Here is a 23,762-nt window from a genome sequence, read left to right as displayed (position 1 = left end):
TGTTGCATGCATAACATTCCGTATTGCGAGTCAATTTGGATTATTACGATAATCTTCGTGCGAATTTTCCTAATCTTATCTAGTGTTATTTTACTGGGGATTTTAAGTCCGTCAGCGTTAATCAAAAATAAATCTAATTGTGAAACAACAAGTTAAGGATTACGGGAAATGCATACATCTAAACCGAACACAATGAAACGCGTGTTCACGTTGAGCTCGTTAAGTGCGTCATGCTTAATGGCGTTTAACAGCTACGCAGCGATAGATTGTACGACTCTAGTTGGTTGGGACTCTACCGTTGCCTATTCAGGCGGCGATCAAGTTGAGTATCAGGGCAAAGGATATCAGGCTAATTATTGGACAAGGAACAATGACCCAGCGTTAAACTCATCGAGCCAGTGGGACTTCTGGAGTGAATTAGGTAGTTGTACTTCAGCAGGAGATAACCAAGCTCCGACGGTGGAATTAACTCAACCTCAAGCGAGTGATGTGATTGCTGAAGGTGACGTTGTCACTCTATCTGCCAACGCAGCGGATGCAGATGGAACAATCAGCAAAGTGGAGTTTGTCGTCGATGGCACAGTCGTGGCGGAGGCAAGCGTTGCTCCTTATACGTCGACTTGGGTTGCAACATCTGGAGCGCACCAAATTGCAGTAGCATCTTATGATGACGCTGGCGTTAAGAGTCAACTAAGCAGCGTGCAAATTAACGTCAGCTCGAATACGCCAGATAATATTGCACCAACGATAAATATCTCATTGTCGAATGAAGTTGTTGATCAGGGTGCACAAGTTTCCCTTACCGCCAATGCTGCTGATTCGGATGGAACGATCGATAAGGTTGACTTCTTTGTCTCTGGGGCTCTTGTCGGAACGGTCACTACTGAACCATATGTACTTAACTACACCGCGAACCGAGCGGGTAGTTTGCCAGTATATGCAAGGGCGACCGACAACCTAGGTGCCACAACCAATTCAACAACGACTTCGCTGGTGGTTAACGGTGAACCAACGGCTGCGAACTGTCGACCTGACGGCCTGTATCAAACGGAAGGCATCAATGTCCCTTATTGTACCAAGTACGACGAGGATGGACGCGAATTAATGGGCGCGGATCATCCACGTCGAGTTATTGGCTACTTTACCAGCTGGCGCGCAGGAGATGATCCTCAATCCGCTTACTTGGTGAAAGATATTCCGTGGGAACAGCTTACTCATATTAACTATGCGTTTGTAGGGATTGGCTCGGATGGCAAAGTCAATCTGGGTGATGTCAATGATCCGAATAATGCCGCGACTGGAAAAGAGTGGCAAGGCGTCGATATTGACCCAACTCTTGGCTTCAAAGGCCACTTTGGTGCACTCGCTACATACAAGGAACGCTATGGCGTTAAAACCTTGATCTCGATTGGTGGCTGGGCAGAAACTGGCGGTCACTTTGGTGCTGATGGGAATCGCGTCGCTGACGGAGGTTTCTACTCGATGACCACGAATGCCGACGGCTCAATTAACCACGCAGGGATAGAAAAATTTGTCGACTCTGCGGTTGCCATGATGCGTACTTACCGTTTTGATGGTTTAGATATTGACTATGAATATCCAACTTCAATGGCTGGCGCAGGAAACCCATATGATAAAGATTTTATGGAACCACGCCGTCCGTACTTATGGGCATCGTACCAAGAACTGATGAAGGTACTTCGTCAAAAACTCGATGCAGCTTCTGCACAGGATGGTACGCACTACATGCTCACCATTGCCGCGCCATCCTCTGGGTACCTGTTACGCGGCATGGAAACATTTGATGTGACCAAGTACCTCGACTACGTCAACATTATGTCTTACGACTTGCACGGCGCATGGAACGATCATGTTGGTCACAACGCCGCACTGTATGACACTGGTGAAGATTCAGAGTTGGCGCAATGGAACGTTTACAACACTGCTCAGTACGGTGGTATAGGTTATCTTAACACCGATTGGGCATACCACTATTTCCGCGGTTCAATGCCAGCTGGCCGAATCAATATCGGCGTACCTTACTATACACGCGGTTGGCAGGGAGTAACTGGTGGGACGAATGGTCTATGGGGTCGAGCTGCGCTGCCAAATCAGGCCGAATGTCCTGAAGGTACGGGTGAAGGTGAAAGCAACAATTGCGGTAACGGTGCTATTGGTATCGATAATATGTGGCACGATACTGACCCGAAAGGGAATGAGATGGGGGCAGGCTCAGGTCCAATGTGGCACGCCAAAAACCTAGAAAATGGTATTTTAGGCAGCTACGCATCGGCGTACAAACTAGACCCAAATAATCCCCAGCACCAACTGGTTGGTACTTATACACGCAACTATGATTCGGTTGCCGTTGCTCCTTGGCTATGGAATGCAGAGAAGAGTGTCTTCCTCTCAACCGAAGATGAGCAGTCAGTTTCCGTCAAAGCGGACTACGTCATTGACAAAGAGATTGGTGGAATCATGTTCTGGGAATTAGCAGGGGACTATAACTGTTATAACCTAGATGCGAATGGTCAACGTACCAGCGTAGATCTGACAGAACAAGCGTGTGCTAACGGTAGTGGTGAGTACCATATGGGTAACACGATGACTAAGGCAATCTACGACAAATTTGCAACGGCGACACCTTATGGCAATAAAGTTGCGACGGGTGCAATGCCAGCAGAAGCTGTCGATATAGCGGTAACGGTGGGCGGCTTTAAAGTCGGGGATCAAAACTACCCAATTAACCCTAAATTGACCTTTACCAACAATACCGGTCAGGTCATTCCTGGTGGGACGGAGTTCCAGTTTGATATTCCTGTCTCAGCGCCAGATAACGCCAAAGATCAATCGGGCGGTGGACTCGCGGTTATCTCTTCTGGACATACCAGAGCGAACAACATTGGCGGGCTTGATGGCACAATGCATCGCGTGTCGTTCTCTTTGCCAAGCTGGAACAACATGGCCAATGGTGAGGTTTATGAGTTAGACATGGTCTATTACTTACCCATTTCTGGCCCGGCTAACTACACAGTGAAGATCAACGGAGTCGAATATGCATTGAAGGCGGAATACCCTGATCTACCACTTGCAGATCTTTCACAGGGCGGAGACGGTAATGGTGGAACTGGTGGCGACAACGGCGGTACTAACCCAACTGGTCCAGCAGTGCAGTGGGAACCCGGTGTGACCCAAGCTATAAATGGCACTACATACCTCTATAACGATAAGTGTTTTATCGCTAAAAACAGCCCAGGAACTTGGGAATCACCAACCCAATCTAACTGGTTCTGGGATGAGGTGAATTGCCCACTATAAACAAAAAAAGGCCTTGGATTATTCCAAGGCCTTATACGATCAATCTAACTAAAATTTGTAACTTTCAGGAACGACCACAATACCCTTGTCTGATATTTGGAAACGCTTGGCGTCTTCTTTTGGGTCAACACCAATCTCTGTATTGTCGGGGATCACGACGTGCTTATCGATGATGCAGTTGACCAACCTACAACCCTTGCCGACCTTAACACTATCAAAAAGAATGCTATCGACAATGGTTGCGCTATCATCAATGCGAACATTGGATGAGATGATCGAATGTTGCACTGAACCACCAGAATTGACCACACCATTGGCGATGATCGAATTGATGAAAATGCCTTCATTGCCAGTAGCGGATGAGACCGTTCGAGCCGGGGGCAACTGAGGTTCGTAGGTACGAATCCCCCAGCTTGGCTGATACAGGTTCATTGGAGGTATAGGCTCAAGCAAATCCATATTGGCCTGATAAAACGAATCGATGGTGCCAACGTCACGCCAGTAACAGTCTTTTGCAACACGTCCACGATCAGAGCAGAAATTATAGCTATAGACTTTACGCTCATCGATCAGTTTGGGGATGATGTCCTTACCAAAATCATGGGACGAGTTTTCACTGGCTGCATCTTGTTCTAGAACTCTTTGCAAAGTTTCCATCTCAAAAATGTAGATACCCATCGAGACAAGACTTTTATCAGGATCGCCTGGCATAGGGTCAGGGTTTGCAGGCTTTTCACTGAATGTGTCAATCAGCCCATCGGGATTTGCTGAGAGGACACCAAAAGCAGACGCATCTTTTCTTGGCACTCCCATACAAGCGATGGTGAGCGCGGCATTATTCTCAATATGATCTTTAAGCATTTCAGCGTAATCCATGCGATAGATATGATCGCCAGATAGCACAATCACATGCTTTGCATCGCTGCGCTCTAATAACCACAGATTGTGATAAATCGCGTCAGCCGTGCCTTCGTACCACTTACCACCGCCACGCATTTGCGGGGGAACAACGGTGACAAACTCACCCAGTTCAGGATTAAAAATCGACCAGCCATCACGTAGGTGTTTATGCAGCGAATGCGATTTGTATTGAGTCAGCACCAAAATTTTACGCAAACCTGAATGGAGACAGTTAGTCAGCGTGAAATCGATGATGCGGTACTTGCCACCAAAAGGAACAGCTGGTTTAGCGCGGTGATCCGTGAGTGGGCTAAGTCGAGAACCCATTCCCCCTGCGAGTATAACGGTGAGAGTGTCTTGCATTCTAATCTCCATATTAGTGCAGTAAAGGTGATATAGAGAGTAGTACAAGAATTAAGCCAAGAAGAAGATGCCTGTTAGATCAGTAAGTTAGAAATGGATTACAAAATCAATGTCACGAATTGGTGCATCATAGGTCAAATAGATGCACCAAAATCAAGCAATCGTGCTAGCTTCACAAGCAGGGAGTATGGATACACGGTTACGTCCAGAAGACTTAGACTCATAGAGTGCGATGTCTGTTCGTTTGTATGATTGCTCAGAGCTGTGAGATATTTCAGTCAAGCCAGCGCTCACTGTTACCTTGAGTTCACTTTCAAGATGGATCGCAGTTCGGAGTCGGCTTACAACCACTTCAGCTTCTCTTAGTGAGGTATGGGGCATATTCAAGCTTATTCCGGTTCAACTGTTTAACAAACTGTTCAGTTTTGCTATTTAACTGGTTGAATTGTGAGTAGAAATAGAGGAAAGGCACTAACGACATAAGCTAAGTTAATGAAAAAAACCGCACACTATACAACAAATTCGCACTGCGTACAGGTCAAAATATGCATGCAATTAGTATGTAATTGCATATGACTATGTTATTGAATTGTAGATTGTTAACTGAACCCATAACAAAAAAAGCACCTCGTGTGAGGTGCTTATGCCTAGTAAGGGGGGAGGCAATGAATCGAGTTAAGCCGTTGCCGATGTCGCTTGCTTTGATTCTGTACGGTTTTTGAGGAAAGCGTAACCTAGACCTGTAACCGCAGTACCTGCTGCGATCGCCACAAGGTACATCACAACCGGAGTAATCGCGTTAGGAATTAGCAATACGAATAGACCGCCATGTGGTGCCATTAATTTTGCGCCAAACAGCATAGATAGGGCACCTGTTAATGCGCCGCCTGCCATACATGCTGGGATAACACGCATAGGATCCTTCGCCGCGAACGGGATCGCACCTTCAGAAATAAAGCATAGACCGAGTACGAATGAGGCTTTACCAGCTTCACGTTCACTTTGGTCAAACTTATTCTTAGCAACGAAAGTCGCAAGTCCCATGCCTAGAGCCGGAACCATGCCCGCGGCCATAATCGCAGCCATAGGCGCATAAGTTTGTGAGGCAAGTAGACCAACACCAAACGCGTACGCCGCTTTATTCACTGGACCACCTAAGTCAAAACACATCATTGCGCCAAGTAGAACACCAAGCAGAACGGCACTGTCTGAGCCCATGTTGTTGAGGAAATCAGTCAGACTGTTCATGATTCCTGCAACTGGGCCGCCGACGATGTAAATCATTACCAAGCCAGTAAATAGCGTCGCAACGAATGGGATGATCAAAATCGGTTTAAGTGCTTCCATCGACTGAGGAAGTGATACTTTATCGGCTAGGAACTTAGCGGCATAGCCTGCAATAAAACCTGCTGCGATACCACCTAAGAAGCCAGCACCAGTAGAGCTTGCCAACATACCACCGACAAGGCCTGGGGCTAGTCCAGGACGGTCAGCAATAGAGAAGGCGATATAACCCGCTAAAACAGGGATCATCAGTGCAAATGCTGAGCCACCACCAATTGTCATTAGGGCTGCGGCAAGAGTGCCTTCTTCTTTAAATGCTTCGATACCAAATACGAACGATAGGGCGATGATTAAACCGCCAGCAACCACGACAGGCAACATATGCGATACGCCCGTCATCAAATGCTTGTAGGCACCTTTTTTATCATCAGCAGCAGAAGAATTCGCATTACCTGAATGGTGGTAGATCGATGCTTGCTCAAAGGCATTATCCATTTCTTGCGATGTTTTCTTCAGTGCAGGCCCAGTTTTGGTGCGGTACATCATTTTACCGTTAAAGCGATCAAGGGGGACCTCAATATCCGCAGCGATAATAACCAAATCGGCTTCAGCAATTTCTTGGTCGGTTAATTGGTTTTTTGCGCCCACTGAACCACGAGTTTCGACTTTAATTTGGTGACCACGGCGTTTGCCTTCTTCTTCCAGTGCTTCTGCGGCCATGAAAGTGTGAGCGACACCCGTTGGACAAGCGGTAATAGCGACGATTTTTTTACCAGCCGCTACATGGTCTGAACTCGCGCCCACTGTTGTAGGCTGTGAAAGGATTTGCGCATTGTTGAGTGCGGTTTGCAAAAATGCGGTTGCATCATTAACCACAGAGCTTATTTCGGCTTGGTAAACTTTTTTACCTACAAAGCGCGTAGTATCAACAGGCGTATTTGACGCGATGATAATTGCATCGGCTTGCGCGATATCATCACTGCTAAGTAAGGTTGGCTCAATCACGCTTGACTGGCATTCAATCTTTGCATTCCAGCCCAATTTCGCTGCTGCTTGTTCTAATAGTCCTGCCGCGAGGATGCTGTTTGCAACACCGCTCGGACAAGCTGTAATAATAGCAATATTCATACTGATAACCTTCTGTTCCTTAGTGTTTGTCTAAGTGCGTATTAGGGTAAAGTTCGCTGACTTCAGTTTGCAGCTTGATGTTTTCCAGTTGTTCCTCACTGGTTAGTCCTACGCCCACTTGGCTAACTGCCAGAGCTGACAGTGCAGTTGCGAAGCGAAGTAATTCTTGTTTTTGCATTGATTGCATATGGCCCCAACACAAGCCAGCCACAAGCGTATCGCCTGCACCGACTGTGCTAATCACGTTCATTCTCGGAGGTTGAGCTCGAAGCCACTGGCCCTGATTGAGCCACATCACACCATCGGCTCCCATTGAGACGACGATGTTTTCGATGCCCTTATCGCTGAGAGTCTGAGCGGCCGTTTGGCATTGTTCTGGTGTAGTGAGGTGCTGGCCGATGAAATCACCTAGCTCCTCTTCGTTTGGTTTGATTAGCCAAGGACGCGCATCTATACCTGCGCGAAGCGCAGATTTACTGCTATCGAATAGAACTTTCTTGCCTTTTTGGCGGAGTTGTTCGATCCAAGTGGCACATTGCTCTGCACTTACACCACCCGGCAAACTACCCGCTAACACAAAGTAATCATGGGTCTCAGCGAGTGAGAAAAGGGTTTGCTCAAAACGCATCACATCGGCAGGAGTTACTTGCACGCCAGGAAAATTGATGTCACTGACTTGACCACTGGATTCAACAAGTTTTACGTTGATACGTGTCGCGCCTTCGACTTCAATGAACTGATTATCCACACCGATTTGATCAAATAGTTGTTGAAAGAGTTCAGGGTTGTCTTTGCCGAGGAAACCGGTAACAGTGACATTCGCCCCGAGGTCGCTAAGTACTTTTGCAACATTGACGCCTTTACCAGCCGCATGAAGGTTGCTTTTTTCAACAAGACTTACCGAACCAGTATTTAATCTGTCTAGTGTGCCAGTCAGATCTAGGGCAGGGTTTAGTGTGATAGTTACCACTCGGTTAGTTTTCACTTGATTCATACCGTTTCCTTAGCCTTCACCTAGGCCAGAAGCGATTGCTTTACCGATGGACTCCAACGCCATTGATGCGTCAGCACCTTCAGCTGAAAACTTGAGTTGATGACCATGTTTAACACCTAAAGCGATAACCTTCATCAGACTCTTGGCGTTGACCTCTTTACCATCACCATCAAGGTTTGCGACACGAATGTTTGATTCAAATTTCTTAGCTTCTGCAACCAACATCGCGCCTGGACGTGCATGCAGGCCATGGGCGTTTTTGATTTTAAATACCGCACTATTCGTCTCTTCGACGTGCGATGAAGATTGAGACTCACCCGTTAGCAGCGACAGCACTTGTTCAACAGAAGCGTCGATTAGCTTACTTTGCTGCTGGTTGAATACGAGTTGTGAAAGCTGGTTAAGGATAGGTTTATGGGCGCTATTACATGCACTAAAAGCAACGAGTGCGCGTACTTTTTGACCTTCAAACTCGCAGTCGTTTGCCGTTGAAACAAACGATACGCCAGTTCGTGTGACTTGCTTATTGCTACCTACTAACCATAAACCTTGACCAAGGTGCGTAGGATTTTTTGATACGATGTCTGCAACAAACTCAGAACCCGCGCAACCAGTGTTTTTCAGTAAACCCGCAGCAACAGCGCTCATCTGAACCATGTCGCTAGCAGGGAACTGCAGTTGTACTAATGACGCGTCGAAGTCAGCCTCAAGTTGAACATCACCATTGAGCAACGCGATAATTTCTTGTGCGCTTTTAGCATCGCGTAGACGCTCTTCTACACCATCCGCGGATAGTACTTTAGTCAGTTGTTTAAGAATGCCGAGATGTTCATCTGATTTAGCCGCAATACCAATCGCTAGGTGAACTTTGTTGCCTTCTCCCCATTCAACGCCTTGAGGGAAGTGGTGGACAGCAACACCTGTTGTTTTAACCATTGATCGTGTATCAGTAGTCCCGTGAGGAATCGCGATGCCGTTACCTAAAAATGTCGAGTTTTGCTTCTCTCGGTTCAGCATGCCTTCAACATAGCCTTGTTCTACAAGACCTGCTTGGGTGAGGCTTGCTGCGATGTTTTGAATTGCTTGAAATTTGTCACTTGCTACTTGAGCGAGTGTGATGTCGCTATTTGCTAACTTAAGCATGGCGCTTCTCCAGCCTTAAGGATTTTAAAAGGGTCAATTGTGCCCAAAAAGTCACTCGCTTTTTGCTGACATCAGCTGAATCGATTCAGCAAAAAGACAAAAATATGTGGATTCAGCATCATTTTACTCTAACTGATTGAGTTATAAGGAACCTATTACATTCACTATCGCTATATTTGAGTGATTTGGCTCACTTTATGAGTGTTGCTGAATCCTTTCAGCTTTTATACTGAATCGTTTCAGCATATAATTCAACTCATCGGGAGATCCTTTATGAAGTATTATGATCTCGCGCACAGAACAAAGGTTGGTGATATGACACTGGATGAAATAGCCAAATTGGCAGGGGTTTCGAAAACCACTGCCAGCTATGTAATCAATGGTAAGGCTCAAAAATACAGAATTAGTGAGAAAACACAGCGTAACGTCATGGCTGTGGTCGATGAGCATAACTATCGCCCAGATCTGGCGGCCAGTACGCTTAGAGCAGGGCAAAGCCGTTCGTTTGGCCTGATAATTCCTGATTTAGAAAACTCCAGTTATGCGCGTTTAGCCAAACTCTTGGAGCAAAATTCTCGCTCAGCGGGCTATCAGATTTTAATCGCATGTTCTGATGATGATCCAGAAACTGAAAAAAGTGTTGTGCATGCGTTAGTGAGTCGAAAAGTGGACGCGCTGTTTGTTGCTAGTGTCATACCAGAAGCTAGCGATTATTACATCGACTTGCAGAACCGAGGGACTCCCGTTATTGCACTTGACCGTCCTTTAGACGACGAACATTTTTCTTGCGTGATCAGTGAGGACTTTGGTGGTGCTTTCGAATTGACGAAGTCTGTTTTAAGTGACAGTGTCACTAAGGTCGGGCTTATTGGCGCCTTACCTGAGTTGAATATATCTCGCGAACGTGAACTTGGATTCAAAAAGGCGATTAAACAACATCAGGCTCAGTACACCATTGGCTATGGTGAGCACTTTAATCGTGCGGATGGCAAAAAGGTATTGAGTGACTGGTGTGATAGTGGTCAGTTGCCCGATGCGATTGTTACTACGTCATACACTCTGCTTGAAGGGGTTCTTGATGTGCTGTTAGAGCGACCAGAACTCGCAAGTAAGCTTAAAATCGCTACGTTTGGTGACAATCGTCTCCTTGATTTTCTTCCTATGCCAATTAACTCATTGCCACAGCAATTTGAGCTAATTGCTGACAGCGCGATGGCACTTGCCCTCAATGCCGCGTCAAAGCGTTACCAGCCAGGGGTTGAGCTGGTGCCAAGAAAGATTGTGGTTCGCTAACGCTAAGACTCGAAATAGAACGCCCAGCATTGAGCTGGGCGTTCTTATTTTGGCAATCGTATCGAAAGGTTAGTACTGGAAACGCACTGACATCGTGATTTGTGGGCCATATAAGCCGTTATTACGCGTTTCAGCAGAAAGCGAAAGTTGCTGAGTCGAATGGAAACGAACGCCAGCATGAGCAACGGATGAATCGTCGTTACGGCCAAGTCTTGCCGTTGCTTCGACTTGATCTGTTAGCCAAAGACGAACACCAATATTCACTTCAGCTTGAGTTTCACTTTCACCGCCAGCTTCTTTAGTGAACTTTACTTGGTGAAGTAATAACTGACCGTAAACATCGGCAAACTGACTAATTGGGCCGTTGAAGCCAATACCGCCAGCTAAGTCATAGTCCTTATCGAATTGGGAATCGGCACGGAGTATAAAATGCGAGTTTTCAGTGAAGAAGGTACTGAATTCTGCACCTGTCATTTCAGGCCCAATCGCAGTACGGACTTCGAAGAAGTTGTAATTGAAATTATTTGCTTGGGCGCTTCCACTGATGCCTGCGAATGCTAAGGCACTGGCCAAAATGATCTTTTTCAAATGTAGTCTCCGACTAACAACAATAAATTTACTAAAAAAATGGCTTGCTATAAGCAAGCCAAATAATAACTTAATCGAGAGACTAATTCATTTAATTATAGAATTTGGATATGATCCACTTCAATTTCTGGGGTTCTACCACCTTCATATTCACCAAATAGACGAACTTTTGTGGTCTCGTTAATTGGTTGGGTCATGATGATGTCATCATCGAGTTCCACTTGAATCTCCCCTTTACCGTCAGAGAAGATAAACGTATCGCCTTTCACTTGACGTAACAATGTACCTTCGACGACCACGTTTCGCTCGGTAAACATGCTCGTATCAGCAAGCAAGGTATCAACGCTGGTGATTTCTACAGGCCCGGTGTATGAAACGCGGCTTGATTGTTTGTGGTGTCCATCGTTTGCCATTGCAAAAGTAGGAGCAAGGATTAGAGAGGCTGCCGTTGCGAGAATCATTTTTTTCATTTTTGTGTTCCTTGTTTAACTAGGTAGTATCAAATCGATGATGCTATTAAAGCAGGCGCTTCTTGAACCATTGCTGAGTATGAGATTCATATTCCGTTCATTTTTTTGAGGAAATAGTTAAAAAACGTTTATTATGACTCAACGCTAAACCACGATTGATAAAACAAATGCAGTCCAATTCAAAAGCTCTTATGGTTCAGGGAACCACCTCAGATGCCGGTAAAAGTGTCCTTGTGGCAGGTTTATGCCGAGTGCTCGCCAGAAAGGGCGTCAAGGTCGCGCCATTCAAACCACAAAACATGGCACTAAATAGTGCAGTAACGCCGGACGGCGGTGAAATTGGTCGTGCACAGGCGGTGCAAGCGTTAGCGTCGAATATTGAATCAAGCGTGCATATGAATCCTGTGTTACTCAAACCTCAAAGCGATACTGGGGCGCAAATTATTTTTCAGGGCAAAGCGACGACCACGGTCGATGCGATCGGTTACCAGAGCTATAAGAAAACGGCTTTACCGATTGTTATGGAGTCGTTTGCCATTCTTCAGCAACAATACGATACAGTGCTTATTGAGGGAGCCGGAAGCCCCGCAGAAATTAATCTTCGAGAAAACGACATTGCCAATATGGGATTTGCTGAGCAAGCCGACGTCCCTGTGATCATTGTCGCTGATATTGATCGCGGTGGCGTCTTCGCTCACCTATACGGAACGTTGGCACTGCTATCGGAGTCAGAGCAACAACGAGTAAAAGGCTTTGTAATTAACCGCTTTCGGGGTGATATTTCGTTGTTACAATCAGGTTTAGATTGGCTAGAACAGAAAACGGGTAAACCTGTCATTGGTGTCTTGCCATATTTGCACGGCTTTGATCTTGAGGCTGAAGATGCGATTAATGCGCAACAAGTGACTGGAGAAACGAGCCGTTTAAATGTTGTTGTCCCGATCTTGCCGCGCATCAGCAATCATACTGATTTCGATGCTTTAAGGGTAAACCCTGAGATTAACTTCCGCTACGTAATGAATGGTCAGCGCATAGACAATGCCGACTTAGTCATATTACCCGGTTCAAAAGCGGTACGCAGCGATTTGGAATACTTGCGTAGCCAAGGCTGGGATAGTGATATCCAGCGCCATATACGTCTCGGCGGTAAAGTAATGGGGATCTGTGGCGGCTATCAGATGCTGGGTGAGTGGGTACATGACCCACTTGGTATCGAGAGTACGGCAGGTTCAAGTGTTGGGCTTGGTTATTTGCAGGTCGATACTGAGCTAAAGCCACATAAGACATTAACGAATGTCCAAGGAACGCTGACTTTAGGTGGACAAACAGCGACGGTTAGCGGTTATGAAATTCATGCGGGCATCACTTCTAGGTGTGGTTTCGCACCAATCGTATTGGACTCATCAGTGGCTGATGGAGCGATTAGTGATTGTAATCAAGTGTTTGGTAGCTATTTACATGGTATCTTTGATGATCCAAAAGCGGCCGACACCATATTCCGTTGGGCAGGCGCTGGTAATGTGGCACAGGTCGATCACAAAGCGAATCAGCAACGCGCGATTGACCGAATTGCGGATGCAATTGAACAACATCTCGATCTCAAACAAATTTGGCCTGAACTGTATAAGTGATGACAATAAAAAATCTCCTAACAACATTTGGTGCGGGCTTACTTCTATCCGCGAGCGTGTCAGTACAAGCACAAGACAAACTCCGCATCTATGCGGCTTCATCCATGACCAACGCGGTGAACGAATTGGTCAGTGAGTTTGAAAAACAGTCGTCGATTTCGGCTACTCCTGTTTACGCCGGTACCTCGTCTCTCGCTCGACAAATCCACCAAGGAGCACCCGCCGATGTGTTTATCGCGGCAAATGAAAAATGGATGAATTACCTTATAGAACAGAAGGTTATTGATAGTGACGTTGTAACCAATATTGCTCAAAATCAACTCGTCGTCATCACTCCGGTTAACCACCAAGGTTCGCTGGACATCAATGATAGCGCCTCATGGCTTAACTATCTTCAAAAAGGGCGTATTGCCATAGGGCAGACCAACGCGGTTCCAGCAGGCATCTATGCTAAAGAGTCTCTAGAGAGTCTCGGTATCTGGAGCGCCGTTGAGCGATCCCTTGCACCGACCAATAACGTTCGCATTGCACTTGCGCTGGTTGAGCGTAACGAAGTGCCTTTGGGAATAGTCTATAAAACGGATGCGTTAATGAGTGAGGGGGTTAAAATTATTGCTCGCCTCCCGGAATCGAGCCACTCGCCGATTGTCTACCCCATGGCTCAACTTAATGCTAAGCCGCAAGTAGAGGCATTCGCGCAGTTTATGAAAACACAACAGGCGCGTAACGTTTTGCAACGCTATGGATTCGAAGTCGAACATCAATAGGAACTGAATGTGCTAACAGAATACGAATATCAGGCACTTTTGCTCAGCCTCAAGGTGGCATTTTTTGCCATTCTCTGGCTCATCCCAATGGGTATTGGTATAGCATGGGGTCTTGCACGTAAACAATTCGTTGGCAAAAGCGTTGTCGATAGCTTGGTGCACCTGCCACTGGTTTTGCCGCCCGTTGTGATCGGTTATCTGTTGCTAATCTCTATGGGCAGACAAGGGTTTGTCGGTCAGTGGCTATATCAACAGTTTGATATTGTCTTTTCATTCAGTTGGAAAGGGGCAGTATTGGCGTGTATCGTTGTTGCTTTGCCATTGATGGTGCGTTCCATTCGTTTGAGTTTGGAGAGCGTTGATGTCAAGTTGGAGCAAGCTGCGGCGACGCTTGGCGCTTCACCAGTGAGGATCTTCTTCACCATCACTCTTCCGCTAACGATTCCTGGGATAATTACAGGGACGATGCTCTCCTTTGCGCGCAGCCTTGGTGAATTTGGTGCTACCATCAGTTTTGTATCGAATATCCCAGGCGAAACGCAAACTATCCCGCTGGCGATGTACAACTTTATCGAGACTCCTGGTTCAGAAACAGAAGCGATGCGTTTATGCATTATCTCAATTGCAATCGCGCTGAGTTCTCTGATTGCCTCCGAGTGGTTAAGCCGAGTTGGTGCTAAGCGCTTAGGGGGCAACTTATGAGTTTGGAAATTTGCTACCAGCAGTCACTGGGCGAAGCCAATTTTGATATCGATATTCATTTACCAGAGAAAGGTATCACCGCAATATTTGGTCGTTCTGGCGCGGGTAAAACCTCATTAATTAATGTCATTGCTGGGCTAACCACGCCATCACAAGGTCGCATTGTGATAAATGGTGAAACACTGTTTGACTCCTCAAAGCGCTTTAATAAGCCGGTTCACAAACGCAACGTTGGCTATGTATTTCAAGATGCTCGGTTGTTCCCACATTTTAAAGTCAACCGAAATCTTACCTATGGAGTTAAGTCGGCAGATCCCGTGCATTTTGATGACGTTGTGCAACTCTTAGCGCTCAGAACCTTGCTTGATCGTTATCCTCACCAGCTTTCAGGGGGCGAGAAGCAGCGCGTTGCCATAGGTCGTGCGCTATTGTCTAAACCGAGCATTCTATTGATGGATGAGCCACTCGCATCCCTTGATTTACCACGTAAACGCGAGGTGTTGCCATATTTGGAACAGTTAGCCCTCAGCATTGAGATTCCGATTATCTATGTCTCGCATAGCTTGAACGAGGTTTTGCGTTTAGCGCATCATCTGGTTGTGGTAGAACAGGGGACAATTGCGGTAGCGGGACCGATAGATCAAGTCTGGTCTTCACAGGTAATGAAGCCATGGCAGTCCTTTTCAGAGCAAAGCTCATTGTTCGAGGGTCGCCTTATTGAGCATAATACCCAATACGCATTATCTAAGGTCGAACTTGCTCCAGATATCAATTTGTGGGTGCAAAAGGTTGATGGAACAATTGGGGCGCCTGTTCGCCTACAAGTTAGGGCAAATGACGTGTCATTGATGCTTGAAGAGCCGAAACGAACGTCAATCCGCAACATCTTTTTGGCGACGATAGCCAGCATTGAAACATACTCAAGTGGGCAAGAACGACAGAGTGTATCGATCCAGTTAAAGTTAGCTGAAAACTGTTATTTAGGTGCCACAATCACCGCTTGGGCGAGAGATGAATTAGCCTTGACCGTAGGCATGAGCGTTTATGCGCAAATCAAAGGTGTCAGTGTTACTCAGAGAGACATTGTGCTATCGAACTAAAAAACGCCGCATTTAGCGGCGTTTTTAAACTCTACTATTTCGCGAATACGTCAGTAAAGTCGCGTTTTAGAATAGGGTCACGGCGTGCTTTCTTAATTTGCTTGACCATATCTTTCACACAGTTGTGAAGGACTTGATCAAGCAGTTGAGCACGGTACTCTTCTTTTTGCTCTTCAGTCATCTCTTTCGGTAGGTTTAATGAAGGAAACTCTTCCATTACATTAAGACCAGCAAATGCCTGACTTACTGAAACAAGTGCATGAAACTGTTCAAAGTTATCCAAAACGTTTTGTGCGCTGTTTGGTAGCTCATTCCAAGATTCACGAACGGCTTCTTCAGAAACTTCATGGATTGACGTCACCATGTAGTGCATCGCTTCCGGAACTTGGTCAAACTCAATTACTTGACGAAGTTCTGCTGATACTTCTGCTAAGTCTACTTTTGGTTGTTCTGTTTGATTAACGTCAGACATGTATGATTTCTCTTAAAATGTATTTAGTAACCGCGCTATCGTAAAAAAATGGCGCTAAAAGTCAACCTTCAATGGATGAATAACCCGTGGTAGAGTATGCTTTTATTAAGCGTGTGATTTCTTGATTGTTTTTCCGGCTTAAACGAAGATTTGACGATTTATTAGCGGATACCCGCACTAGGATATTGATAGAGTGGAAATAAACGGTTCTTCAATGAAGATTTTGTTGGTTGATGATGTTCAGATGGAACGTATTCAACTGGCAATTCGTCTCAAGCAACTTGGCCATACGGTCGAGATGGCTGACTCTGGTAGCCGTGCACTTGAGCTCTATCCAGAGTTTGAACCTGAATTGATTCTCTTAGACATCTCTATGCCTGACATGAACGGTTTTCAGGTATCACGCAAAATCCGGGAGCTCTATCCTGACTGGGTTCCCATCATCTTTCTTAGTGGGCATGATGAGCCAAGCATGGTCGCAAATGCCATTGAGGCTGGTGGTGATGACTATCTCGTTAAGCCCGTTGATAAAATTGTCCTAAATTCTAAGCTTGTTGCGATGCAACGCATTGCCTTTATGCGTCGTGAACTGAAACAGAAAACCGCAGCGCTCGCCAAAGCCAACCAAGAACTCGCTCAACTCGTTCAAGAAGATGGTTTGACCAAAGTTAAAAATCGTCGCTGTATCGATTCAGAGCTTCAAGAGATGATCATGTTACATGGACGCCATGAACTGCCATTGAGCTTGATATTACTCGATGTTGATCGCTTTAAGCTTTACAACGATAACTACGGTCACTTGGAAGGGGATCGTTGCTTAGTCACTATTGCTTCGATCCTTAACGGTTTGTTCGAAAGAAGTGGTGAAGTCGTAGGTCGTTATGGTGGTGAGGAATTTGTTGTTATTCTCGGCCATAGCGATGAAAACAAAGCGCATACCGATGCTCAACGAATAAAAGATGCATTGGAAAATGCCCAAATAGCGCATGAATACAGTGATATTGCCAATTACGTGACGGTGTCACAGGGTGTATTCAGCAAAGTTCCAACCGGTCGTGAAAGTATCGACGAATTTTACGACTCCGTCGACAAGTTACTCTACCAAGCTAAGGTGTCAGGGCGTAATCAATTTAAGTGTTCAAAATAGTCAAATGTTCGTATTGCCTAACCGGAACTTTGACGTTAACTTATTCTTATTACTGATCTAATTGAGTTCAGGTCTCGATGTCTGTTTCACGGCTATCTCGCTATGTATCCCTACCTTTAGTGCTTGTGTCACCGTTCGCGTGTGCGAAGGGAAGCCAAGCGTATCAGGCCTATCTGGAACAAGCTTTTTCAGCGGCTATCGTGCTAACTGATAGTGACGTTTTTACCTTCGGTGTCCACGATTTTGATCCAAACGAGTGGTTCAATCTCGACAACGAAGATATCGGCTCACAGGAGTCAGTTCTTTTGCGTCAGCAAATTGCGGTTTCGGCGCTACCATATACCTTTGTTCTTAGCGACGATGAAGCGGTTCATAAACACCAAATCTTTACACGGTTCTCAGTACTTGCTTCGAGACAAGACTACGAAATCCGGGAACAGGATAGAGATGATTATCAGCACGAGTTTGTGTTAGGTGCGTTTACTGCCTACCGATATAAATACCAGCTGACAAACTTTTGGACAGTGACCCCAGGCGTTGGCGTACATCTTCAATATTTTAGAAATAATCACGATTACCGCAGTGATTTCTCGAATAATGTCGTAAAACCCGCATTGGATAATGTCATTTTTAACACTGATGCATGGGCGCTATCGGTTGAGCCACATGTTGAATTTAAGTACAACAAAACCACCACATGGGGAAGTTGGAATTGGTCGTCATCTTTCCACTATTTTTATGGACAAGGTTGGGGAGAGGCTAACTTTGGAGAAGTCGGCAATCCTGAAGGGTGGTATAGCGCGAATGGTATTGCAGCCTATTACAACGTCAGCCGTTTCGGGCGCTCAGTTCAATCTATGTACAGTAGTTTTCGACGAATAGATATTGGTGGCGATACCAGCAAACCACTTGGTACCTCATTCTATTACGAAGGATCTGTCGGTTGGTTAATGACGCCACCGTTTGAATCGGATTGGATTGATAATGTTGGAATCGGCCTGAATATCAATTACGGGAGTAACCTCAAAGGGGGCAGCATTGTACTGTTCTTTAATCAGGCAGATTGACGGCTACGCTAGGCGAGACAGACCTGATTTCGTCCAGACTTTTTGGCCTTGTATAAAGCCTCGTCTGCACTCTTCATAACCGTGTAGACGTCCTTGCCTTCGCTGCTGTCTGCAACACCAATACTGATGGTCACATTAACGCTCTCTTCGTTCTTTTTCGGCCCACGTTTTTTAGAACCTAGTTTGTCACTCTTTGGACGAGAATCCTGATCGCGCAGGGTCATTTCGTAAGACTCAATCGAGGTTCTAAGCAGTTCAAGATGATCTTTTGCTTCGTCAGCCAGCTTTCCTTTGAAGAGGACAGTGAACTCTTCACCTCCATAGCGATACACCTTGGCACGTCCACCAACGAGCTGTAAGCGACTCGCAACAAGTTTAAGTACATCATCGCCTGTATCGTGCCCGTAGGTATCATTGAATGACTTAAAATGGTCGATGTCCAGCATGGCAATGGTGTAACGCCTGCCCAGATGGCGTAAATCAGACTCAAGCGCTAGGCGACCAGGAATATCGGTCAATGTATCTTTAAACGCCAATTCGTAACTGGCAGACAACAAGTAAACCAATAGCAAGATGCCAGCGATAGAGAACATGGTGCTCGAGATATGCGGAATATGGAAAAAAACAAATGTGGTCGACGCGAGCAAAGCTGACGAATAGAGCACGACATCGATTATCCGATTTTGACTCAGCACACAGATGGCAAATATCAGCACCATAGCCAGTAGATAGACTACGAGAATAAACGGCAGCTTTGAAACGGTTGGGATCACAAACAAAAAAGTTTCATTAATGTCGTCGAAGCCGCCGTCATAGAAATGCGTCAGAATGAGATAACACCACAGTACAAAAAGGCCAAGCTTAACCAAGTAGATGGCAAAAGAGTGTGAAAACAGATTGCTGTCCTTGTAACTAAACACTAAAACTAATGCGATAGGTAGCAATGCAGCCAGCAGCGAAAGCTCTAAGATTGTGGTGCCAGACGACAGAGGCGACTGTAAACGGTTTTGGATCAACCAGTAAGCCACTGCAAGGGCGCTCGCTGTCATCGCGATGCGACTTTGTTTAAATGGATTGGCAAGCAAAATAGCCGTTGCGAACAAAACAAAAGGCATTTTGGTGACGAAACCAAGGTTCGCTTGAGTGAGTCTCACTACATTGTCCATGCCGAAGGCGATAAACGTCAGCAATAGCAGAGGTAACGCAATTCGGAACCAATTTGTAGTGACGACGGAAAACGACATGAAACCTAGCCTGAATAGAAACAATTGTTGATTAATAACTCGTTAAGAATACTTTTATTTGATGAATTTCCAAGCTTTTTACTAAACTTATCTATGAAAACCTAAGGCGTGTATGAATTGTGTTCAAAAAATGGTGTTTGATTACGCATCACAATGAAAACCACATGCCGCGATGAAGTAAGCAATGTTAGGATAGGTAACTCTTAAAGGGAGTTAAGTTATATGCAGATTAGTGTTGACGTACATAACTATATGGAAAACTTGGTCGGGCAAGTCTTAGCCCAGCCAGAATATATTGATAACTTTGATCATGAGCAGTTGGCTGATCTAGCGTGCTTAGCATTGAGTCAATTGAGGCCAGTCTATATTCGCCATGACATCGATTTTTTGTCGGCGTTGGCTGAAGAACGTTTAGTGACGTTAAAGCAATATGCGACGGTGGCGGTTGAAGCCGCCAAGACAATGATTGTTGACGACCGACGTAAAAATAGGAAAGATGAAGTGCCTGTCATATTCAGTAAACAGGCATTTGATGATGACATTGAACTTGAGTGGTTCGAAAAACCACTTTTGCACAAGGCTAAGTAATTAACCAAGGAGTAGTGTGTGGGACTTTTTTCTCGCTTGTTTGGGGGCCAGAAAGCGCAACCAGAAGTTGCCGTAGAACCTGTTGAATACAAGGGTTATTTGATCTATCAAGAAGCGCAGTCAGAGGGTGGTCAATACCGGATAGCAGGGCGAATCACCAAGCAGTTTGGTGAAGAGATAAAATCACACCGTTTTATTCGCTCGGACGTTTTGCCAACTGCGAACGATGCCAACGAATTTATGTTGAAGAAAGCACAAATGTTCATTGATCAAATGGGCGACAACATTTTCCAATAAGATCCTATCGCAAATTGATAAGCATCATAAACTTGAGAGTCATTAGTCGTTATGCTGATGGCTCTTTTTAGTATTTAGATGCTACATAATCGGTTGTTTTAACGGTAATTTTTCCCAACTGGTTAGGCTTTTTCTGACCTGAACTGTGGCATATTACTGAACGATCTAACCAGCTAGTTTATTCATTCCCAACGGTTATATGTAATGATATTTTGTGTTTTTGTTACAAAATGCTTGAAGTATCTAAATTCGTTGGATAAAAACAGAACAATCATTGTTGCTGATAGTCAAGGAATAGCTAATGCAAATTGGTGTGCCAAAAGAAATACTCGCGGGTGAAACGCGAGTGGCTGCCTCGCCGAAATCGGTCGAGCAGTTATTAAAATTAGGCTTCGAAGTTAACGTAGAGGCTGGGGCAGGTGAACTCGCGAGTTTCGATGACGCTTCTTTTGAAGCGGCGGGAGCGAAAATCGTTTCTACCGAGCAGGTTTGGGAGTCGGATTTGATCTTAAAGGTCAATGCGCCTCTTTCAGATGAAAAGAATGATGAAATTGCACTGCTAAAAGATGGTGCAAGCTTAATCAGTTTTATCTGGCCAGCACAGAACCCAGAGTTAATGGAAAAGCTTTCAAGCAAAAATATTAACGTAATGGCGATGGACGCTGTGCCGCGTATCTCAAGAGCACAAGCCCTTGATGCGCTGTCTTCCATGGCGAACATTGCTGGTTATCGTGCGGTCGTTGAAGCTGCGCATGAGTTTGGTCGATTCTTTACCGGTCAGATTACTGCCGCAGGTAAGGTTCCACCAGCGAAAGTACTCGTTGCGGGGGCGGGTGTTGCTGGTCTTGCGGCTATCGGTGCGGCTGGCAGTCTCGGTGCGATTGTACGCGCTTTTGATGTTCGTCCTGAAGTTAAAGAACAAGTCCAATCAATGGGTGCTGAGTTCCTAGAAGTCGACTTTAAAGAGGACTCGGGATCTGGCGATGGTTACGCCAAAGAAATGTCGGATGAGTTCAACAAGAAAGCGGCTGAACTTTACGCTGAACAGGCGAAAGATGTTGATATCATCATTACTACAGCGTTAATTCCTGGTCGTCCTGCACCTAAGCTAATTACCAAAGAGATGGTAGATAGCATGAAAGCAGGTAGCGTGATCGTGGACTTAGCAGCAGCTAACGGTGGTAACTGTGAATACACAGTTGCAGACAAAGTCATCACAACAGCAAATGGCGTTAAGGTCGTAGGCTACACCGATATGGTCGGTCGTCTTCCTACCCAGTCTTCGCAACTTTACGCTACGAACATCGTAAACCTGCTTAAACTGCTGGCTAAAGAAAAAGATGGCAACATTAACATCGATTTTGAAGATGTTGTACTTCGTGGTGTCACCGTTATTAAGGAAGGTGAAGTTACTTGGCCTGCACCACCCATTCAAGTTTCAGCGCAACCTGAGCAAAAAGCAGCGCAACCGAAAGCGAAACCACAACCTAAAGTCGAAGAGCCAGTTTCACCAGTTAAGAAAATGGCAGGCTTGGTTGCTGCGGTAGGTGCATTTGCTTGGATCGCGTCTGTCGCTCCAGCGGCGTTTCTATCTCACTTTACCGTGTTCGTGCTTGCGTGCGTAGTAGGTTACTACGTGGTATGGAATGTTACCCATGCACTCCACACTCCGCTTATGTCAGTAACGAATGCGATTTCCGGTATTATCGTTGTTGGCGCGTTACTGCAAATCGGTCAGGGCAATGGTGTCGTATCATTCCTTTCGTTTATCGCAGTACTGATAGCGAGTATCAACATCTTCGGTGGATTCACCGTTACCAAGCGCATGCTTGAAATGTTCCGTAAAGATTAAGGAGTAACAGGGAATGTCTGCAGGATTAGTACAAGCAGCTTATATTGTTGCTGCATTATTCTTTATTTTGAGCTTAGCCGGATTGTCTAAGCAGGAGTCTGCGAGATCAGGGAACTACTATGGTATCGCAGGTATGACGATCGCGTTGATCGCGACGATCTTTGGTCCAGACTCTCAAGGTCTAGTTTGGATCATCATCGCTATGGTAATTGGTGGTGGCATTGGTATCCATTTCGCGAAGAAAGTAGAAATGACCGAGATGCCAGAATTGGTTGCGATTCTACATAGCTTTGTTGGTATGGCGGCGGTTCTTGTTGGTTTTAACAGCTATCTTGATGCACCGGAGTCAGCAACTCACGCAGAGCATGTCATTCACCTTGTGGAAGTTTTCCTAGGTGTGTTCATTGGTGCGGTTACCTTTACAGGTTCGGTGGTTGCGTTTGGTAAGCTACGTGGCATTATCTCATCTTCGCCACTAAATCTACCGCATAAACACAAAATGAATCTTGCAGCGATCGTTGTTTCAACGTTGCTTTTGGTTCATTTCGTTAATGCTGATGGCAGCATGTTTGCGCTTATCGTGATGACTCTAATTGCGTTTGCATTTGGTTATCACTTGGTCGCTTCAATCGGTGGTGCCGATATGCCAGTTGTTGTTTCAATGCTGAACTCTTACTCAGGTTGGGCAGCAGCGGCAGCGGGCTTTATGTTAGCGAACGATCTTTTGATCGTAACAGGTGCGCTTGTTGGCTCTTCGGGGGCCATTCTGTCTTACATCATGTGTAAAGCAATGAACCGTTCATTTATCAGCGTTATTGCTGGTGGCTTCGGTCAAGAAGTGGTTATCTCTTCCGACGAAGAGCAGGGCGAACACCGTGAAACGTCGGCTGAAGAAGTGGCGGATATGCTGAAGAACTCGAAGTCAGTTATTATCACTCCAGGATATGGTATGGCGGTAGCACAAGCGCAGTACCCAGTGCATGAAATCACTGAGAAGCTACGTGCGCAAGGCGTTGAAGTTCGCTTTGGTATCCACCCAGTTGCAGGTCGTCTGCCTGGTCATATGAACGTGTTACTTGCCGAAGCTAAAGTACCTTACGACATCGTGTTAGAGATGGACGAAATCAATGACGACTTCCCTCAAACCGATACAGTATTGGTGATTGGTGCAAACGATACGGTTAACCCTGCTGCGCTTGAAGATCCAAACAGCCCGATTGCAGGCATGCCTGTACTGGAAGTATGGAATGCGCAAAATGTTATCGTATTCAAACGCTCTATGAACACAGGTTATGCAGGCGTTCAAAACCCACTGTTCTTCAAAGAAAATACCCAGATGTTGTTTGGTGATGCGAAAGAGAGCGTAGACGCAATCTCTAAAGCACTATAAGCTCAACACTTCAATATAAAGGCC

At 45.7% G+C, this 23,762-nt stretch carries 21 protein-coding genes; 12 read left to right on the top strand and 9 right to left on the bottom strand.

The genetic code is table 11. From position 1 onward, the window contains the following. Window positions 1–168: 168 nt before the first annotated feature. Window positions 169–3,318: a chitinase C-terminal domain-containing protein gene (locus QTN94_RS02905; RefSeq protein ID WP_331426796.1), complete on the top strand. Its 3,150-nt coding sequence runs from the start codon at window positions 169–171 to the stop codon at window positions 3,316–3,318. Window positions 3,319–3,366: 48 nt separating this feature from the next. On the opposite strand, the gene glgC is transcribed toward QTN94_RS02905, so the two are convergent. The 5 genes from glgC to fruB form a co-directional block, all read right to left on the bottom strand. After that, window positions 3,367–4,581, bottom strand: coding sequence for a glucose-1-phosphate adenylyltransferase (gene glgC, locus QTN94_RS02900; protein WP_331426795.1), 1,215 nt, complete (start codon window positions 4,579–4,581; stop codon window positions 3,367–3,369). 153 nt (window positions 4,582–4,734) lie between these two features. Then, window positions 4,735–4,962: a hypothetical protein gene (locus QTN94_RS02895; RefSeq protein WP_331426794.1), complete on the bottom strand. Its 228-nt coding sequence runs from the start codon at window positions 4,960–4,962 to the stop codon at window positions 4,735–4,737. 294 nt (window positions 4,963–5,256) lie between these two features. Beyond that, window positions 5,257–6,993 carry a PTS fructose transporter subunit IIBC gene (fruA, locus tag QTN94_RS02890; protein WP_331426793.1) on the bottom strand — a complete coding sequence of 579 codons (1,737 nt, stop codon included), beginning with the start codon at window positions 6,991–6,993 and terminating at the stop codon, window positions 5,257–5,259. Window positions 6,994–7,012: 19 nt separating this feature from the next. Further along, window positions 7,013–7,987: a 1-phosphofructokinase gene (gene pfkB, locus QTN94_RS02885; RefSeq protein ID WP_331416638.1), complete on the bottom strand. Its 975-nt coding sequence runs from the start codon at window positions 7,985–7,987 to the stop codon at window positions 7,013–7,015. 9 nt (window positions 7,988–7,996) lie between these two features. Then, the gene (gene fruB / locus QTN94_RS02880; protein WP_331426792.1) at window positions 7,997–9,130 is read right to left on the bottom strand and encodes a fused PTS fructose transporter subunit IIA/HPr protein; all 1,134 of its coding nucleotides are present in this window, start codon (window positions 9,128–9,130) and stop codon (window positions 7,997–7,999) included. Window positions 9,131–9,445: 315 nt separating this feature from the next. Between fruB and cra the strand changes: the two genes are divergently transcribed. After that, a complete protein-coding gene (gene cra / locus QTN94_RS02875; protein WP_443088777.1) occupies window positions 9,446–10,423 on the top strand; it encodes a catabolite repressor/activator in 978 nt (325 codons plus the stop codon). A gap of 69 nt (window positions 10,424–10,492) precedes the next feature. On the opposite strand, the gene QTN94_RS02870 is transcribed toward cra, so the two are convergent. Together QTN94_RS02870 and QTN94_RS02865 are read right to left on the bottom strand one after the other, a co-directional pair. Continuing rightward, a complete protein-coding gene (locus QTN94_RS02870; protein WP_269378452.1) occupies window positions 10,493–11,011 on the bottom strand; it encodes a hypothetical protein in 519 nt (172 codons plus the stop codon). A 95-nt stretch (window positions 11,012–11,106) separates the two neighbouring features. Beyond that, window positions 11,107–11,481 (bottom strand): YgiW/YdeI family stress tolerance OB fold protein, encoded by a 375-nt coding sequence (locus QTN94_RS02865; RefSeq protein WP_331426790.1) that lies wholly within the window; start codon window positions 11,479–11,481, stop codon window positions 11,107–11,109. A gap of 167 nt (window positions 11,482–11,648) precedes the next feature. Between QTN94_RS02865 and QTN94_RS02860 the strand changes: the two genes are divergently transcribed. From QTN94_RS02860 to modC, 4 genes are read left to right on the top strand one after another with little or no spacing between them, the layout of a single operon-like run. Next, window positions 11,649–13,112 carry a cobyric acid synthase gene (locus QTN94_RS02860; RefSeq protein ID WP_331426789.1) on the top strand — a complete coding sequence of 488 codons (1,464 nt, stop codon included), beginning with the start codon at window positions 11,649–11,651 and terminating at the stop codon, window positions 13,110–13,112. Then, the gene (gene modA, locus QTN94_RS02855; RefSeq protein WP_331426788.1) at window positions 13,112–13,879 is read left to right on the top strand and encodes a molybdate ABC transporter substrate-binding protein; all 768 of its coding nucleotides are present in this window, start codon (window positions 13,112–13,114) and stop codon (window positions 13,877–13,879) included. Before QTN94_RS02860 ends, modA begins: the two co-directional genes overlap by 1 nt. Before the next feature lie 3 nt (window positions 13,880–13,882). Next, entirely contained in the window at window positions 13,883–14,581 is a 699-nt protein-coding gene (gene modB, locus QTN94_RS02850; RefSeq protein ID WP_331426808.1) for a molybdate ABC transporter permease subunit, read from the top strand. After that, window positions 14,578–15,681, top strand: a complete 1,104-nt coding sequence (gene modC, locus QTN94_RS02845; protein WP_331426787.1) for a molybdenum ABC transporter ATP-binding protein ModC — start codon at window positions 14,578–14,580, stop codon at window positions 15,679–15,681. Before modB ends, modC begins: the two co-directional genes overlap by 4 nt. A 34-nt stretch (window positions 15,682–15,715) precedes the next feature. Here the strand turns inward: modC and QTN94_RS02840 are convergent, their stop codons facing one another. Beyond that, window positions 15,716–16,153 (bottom strand): DUF3069 domain-containing protein, encoded by a 438-nt coding sequence (locus tag QTN94_RS02840; RefSeq protein ID WP_138970615.1) that lies wholly within the window; start codon window positions 16,151–16,153, stop codon window positions 15,716–15,718. A 214-nt stretch (window positions 16,154–16,367) separates the two neighbouring features. Between QTN94_RS02840 and QTN94_RS02835 the strand changes: the two genes are divergently transcribed. After that, window positions 16,368–17,300: a GGDEF domain-containing response regulator gene (locus QTN94_RS02835; protein ID WP_331426786.1), complete on the top strand. Its 933-nt coding sequence runs from the start codon at window positions 16,368–16,370 to the stop codon at window positions 17,298–17,300. A 77-nt stretch (window positions 17,301–17,377) separates the two neighbouring features. Continuing rightward, window positions 17,378–18,367 carry a Solitary outer membrane autotransporter beta-barrel domain gene (locus QTN94_RS02830; RefSeq protein WP_331426785.1) on the top strand — a complete coding sequence of 330 codons (990 nt, stop codon included), beginning with the start codon at window positions 17,378–17,380 and terminating at the stop codon, window positions 18,365–18,367. Between the two features lie 8 nt (window positions 18,368–18,375). Here QTN94_RS02830 and QTN94_RS02825 read toward each other — a convergent pair whose 3' ends face one another. Next, window positions 18,376–19,611: a GGDEF domain-containing protein gene (locus QTN94_RS02825; RefSeq protein ID WP_331426784.1), complete on the bottom strand. Its 1,236-nt coding sequence runs from the start codon at window positions 19,609–19,611 to the stop codon at window positions 18,376–18,378. Between the two features lie 222 nt (window positions 19,612–19,833). Between QTN94_RS02825 and QTN94_RS02820 the strand changes: the two genes are divergently transcribed. From QTN94_RS02820 to pntB, 4 genes are all read left to right on the top strand, one after another. Beyond that, the gene (locus QTN94_RS02820; RefSeq protein WP_138970612.1) at window positions 19,834–20,199 is read left to right on the top strand and encodes a late competence development ComFB family protein; all 366 of its coding nucleotides are present in this window, start codon (window positions 19,834–19,836) and stop codon (window positions 20,197–20,199) included. A gap of 18 nt (window positions 20,200–20,217) precedes the next feature. Further along, window positions 20,218–20,496, top strand: coding sequence for an HlyU family transcriptional regulator (locus QTN94_RS02815; RefSeq protein ID WP_138970611.1), 279 nt, complete (start codon window positions 20,218–20,220; stop codon window positions 20,494–20,496). 301 nt (window positions 20,497–20,797) lie between these two features. Continuing rightward, window positions 20,798–22,348: a Re/Si-specific NAD(P)(+) transhydrogenase subunit alpha gene (locus QTN94_RS02810; RefSeq protein WP_331426782.1), complete on the top strand. Its 1,551-nt coding sequence runs from the start codon at window positions 20,798–20,800 to the stop codon at window positions 22,346–22,348. Between the two features lie 13 nt (window positions 22,349–22,361). Beyond that, complete coding sequence (pntB, locus tag QTN94_RS02805; RefSeq protein ID WP_138970609.1) at window positions 22,362–23,738, top strand: Re/Si-specific NAD(P)(+) transhydrogenase subunit beta; 1,377 nt, start codon at window positions 22,362–22,364, stop codon at window positions 23,736–23,738. The last annotated feature ends 24 nt before the right edge of the window (window positions 23,739–23,762 follow it).

This window comes from Vibrio sp. M250220, from assembly GCF_036533795.1.
Classification (GTDB): Bacteria; Pseudomonadota; Gammaproteobacteria; order Enterobacterales; family Vibrionaceae; genus Vibrio.
Note: the sequence above shows the minus strand (reverse complement) of the source record. Positions and strands in the feature narration are given on the sequence as shown.

Bases quoted from the DNA above. Each gene is read 5' to 3' on its own strand.
- fruA (WP_331426793.1), bottom strand. From the start codon at position 6,993: ATGAATATTGCTATTATTACAGCTTGTCCGAGCGGTGTTGCAAACAGC.
- QTN94_RS02895 (WP_331426794.1), bottom strand. From the start codon at position 4,962: ATGCCCCATACCTCACTAAGAGAAGCTGAAGTGGTTGTAAGCCGACTC.
- QTN94_RS02905 (WP_331426796.1), top strand. From the start codon at position 169: ATGCATACATCTAAACCGAACACAATGAAACGCGTGTTCACGTTGAGC.
- QTN94_RS02835 (WP_331426786.1), top strand. From the start codon at position 16,368: ATGAAGATTTTGTTGGTTGATGATGTTCAGATGGAACGTATTCAACTG.
- cra (WP_443088777.1), top strand. From the start codon at position 9,446: ATGACACTGGATGAAATAGCCAAATTGGCAGGGGTTTCGAAAACCACT.
- modC (WP_331426787.1), top strand. From the start codon at position 14,578: ATGAGTTTGGAAATTTGCTACCAGCAGTCACTGGGCGAAGCCAATTTT.
- pntB (WP_138970609.1), top strand. From the start codon at position 22,362: ATGTCTGCAGGATTAGTACAAGCAGCTTATATTGTTGCTGCATTATTC.
- QTN94_RS02840 (WP_138970615.1), bottom strand. From the start codon at position 16,153: ATGTCTGACGTTAATCAAACAGAACAACCAAAAGTAGACTTAGCAGAA.
- pfkB (WP_331416638.1), bottom strand. From the start codon at position 7,987: ATGAATCAAGTGAAAACTAACCGAGTGGTAACTATCACACTAAACCCT.
- QTN94_RS02825 (WP_331426784.1), bottom strand. From the start codon at position 19,611: ATGTCGTTTTCCGTCGTCACTACAAATTGGTTCCGAATTGCGTTACCT.
- QTN94_RS02860 (WP_331426789.1), top strand. From the start codon at position 11,649: ATGCAGTCCAATTCAAAAGCTCTTATGGTTCAGGGAACCACCTCAGAT.
- modA (WP_331426788.1), top strand. From the start codon at position 13,112: ATGACAATAAAAAATCTCCTAACAACATTTGGTGCGGGCTTACTTCTA.
- fruB (WP_331426792.1), bottom strand. From the start codon at position 9,130: ATGCTTAAGTTAGCAAATAGCGACATCACACTCGCTCAAGTAGCAAGT.
- glgC (WP_331426795.1), bottom strand. From the start codon at position 4,581: ATGCAAGACACTCTCACCGTTATACTCGCAGGGGGAATGGGTTCTCGA.
- QTN94_RS02830 (WP_331426785.1), top strand. From the start codon at position 17,378: ATGTCTGTTTCACGGCTATCTCGCTATGTATCCCTACCTTTAGTGCTT.
- QTN94_RS02820 (WP_138970612.1), top strand. From the start codon at position 19,834: ATGCAGATTAGTGTTGACGTACATAACTATATGGAAAACTTGGTCGGG.
- QTN94_RS02865 (WP_331426790.1), bottom strand. From the start codon at position 11,481: ATGAAAAAAATGATTCTCGCAACGGCAGCCTCTCTAATCCTTGCTCCT.
- QTN94_RS02810 (WP_331426782.1), top strand. From the start codon at position 20,798: ATGCAAATTGGTGTGCCAAAAGAAATACTCGCGGGTGAAACGCGAGTG.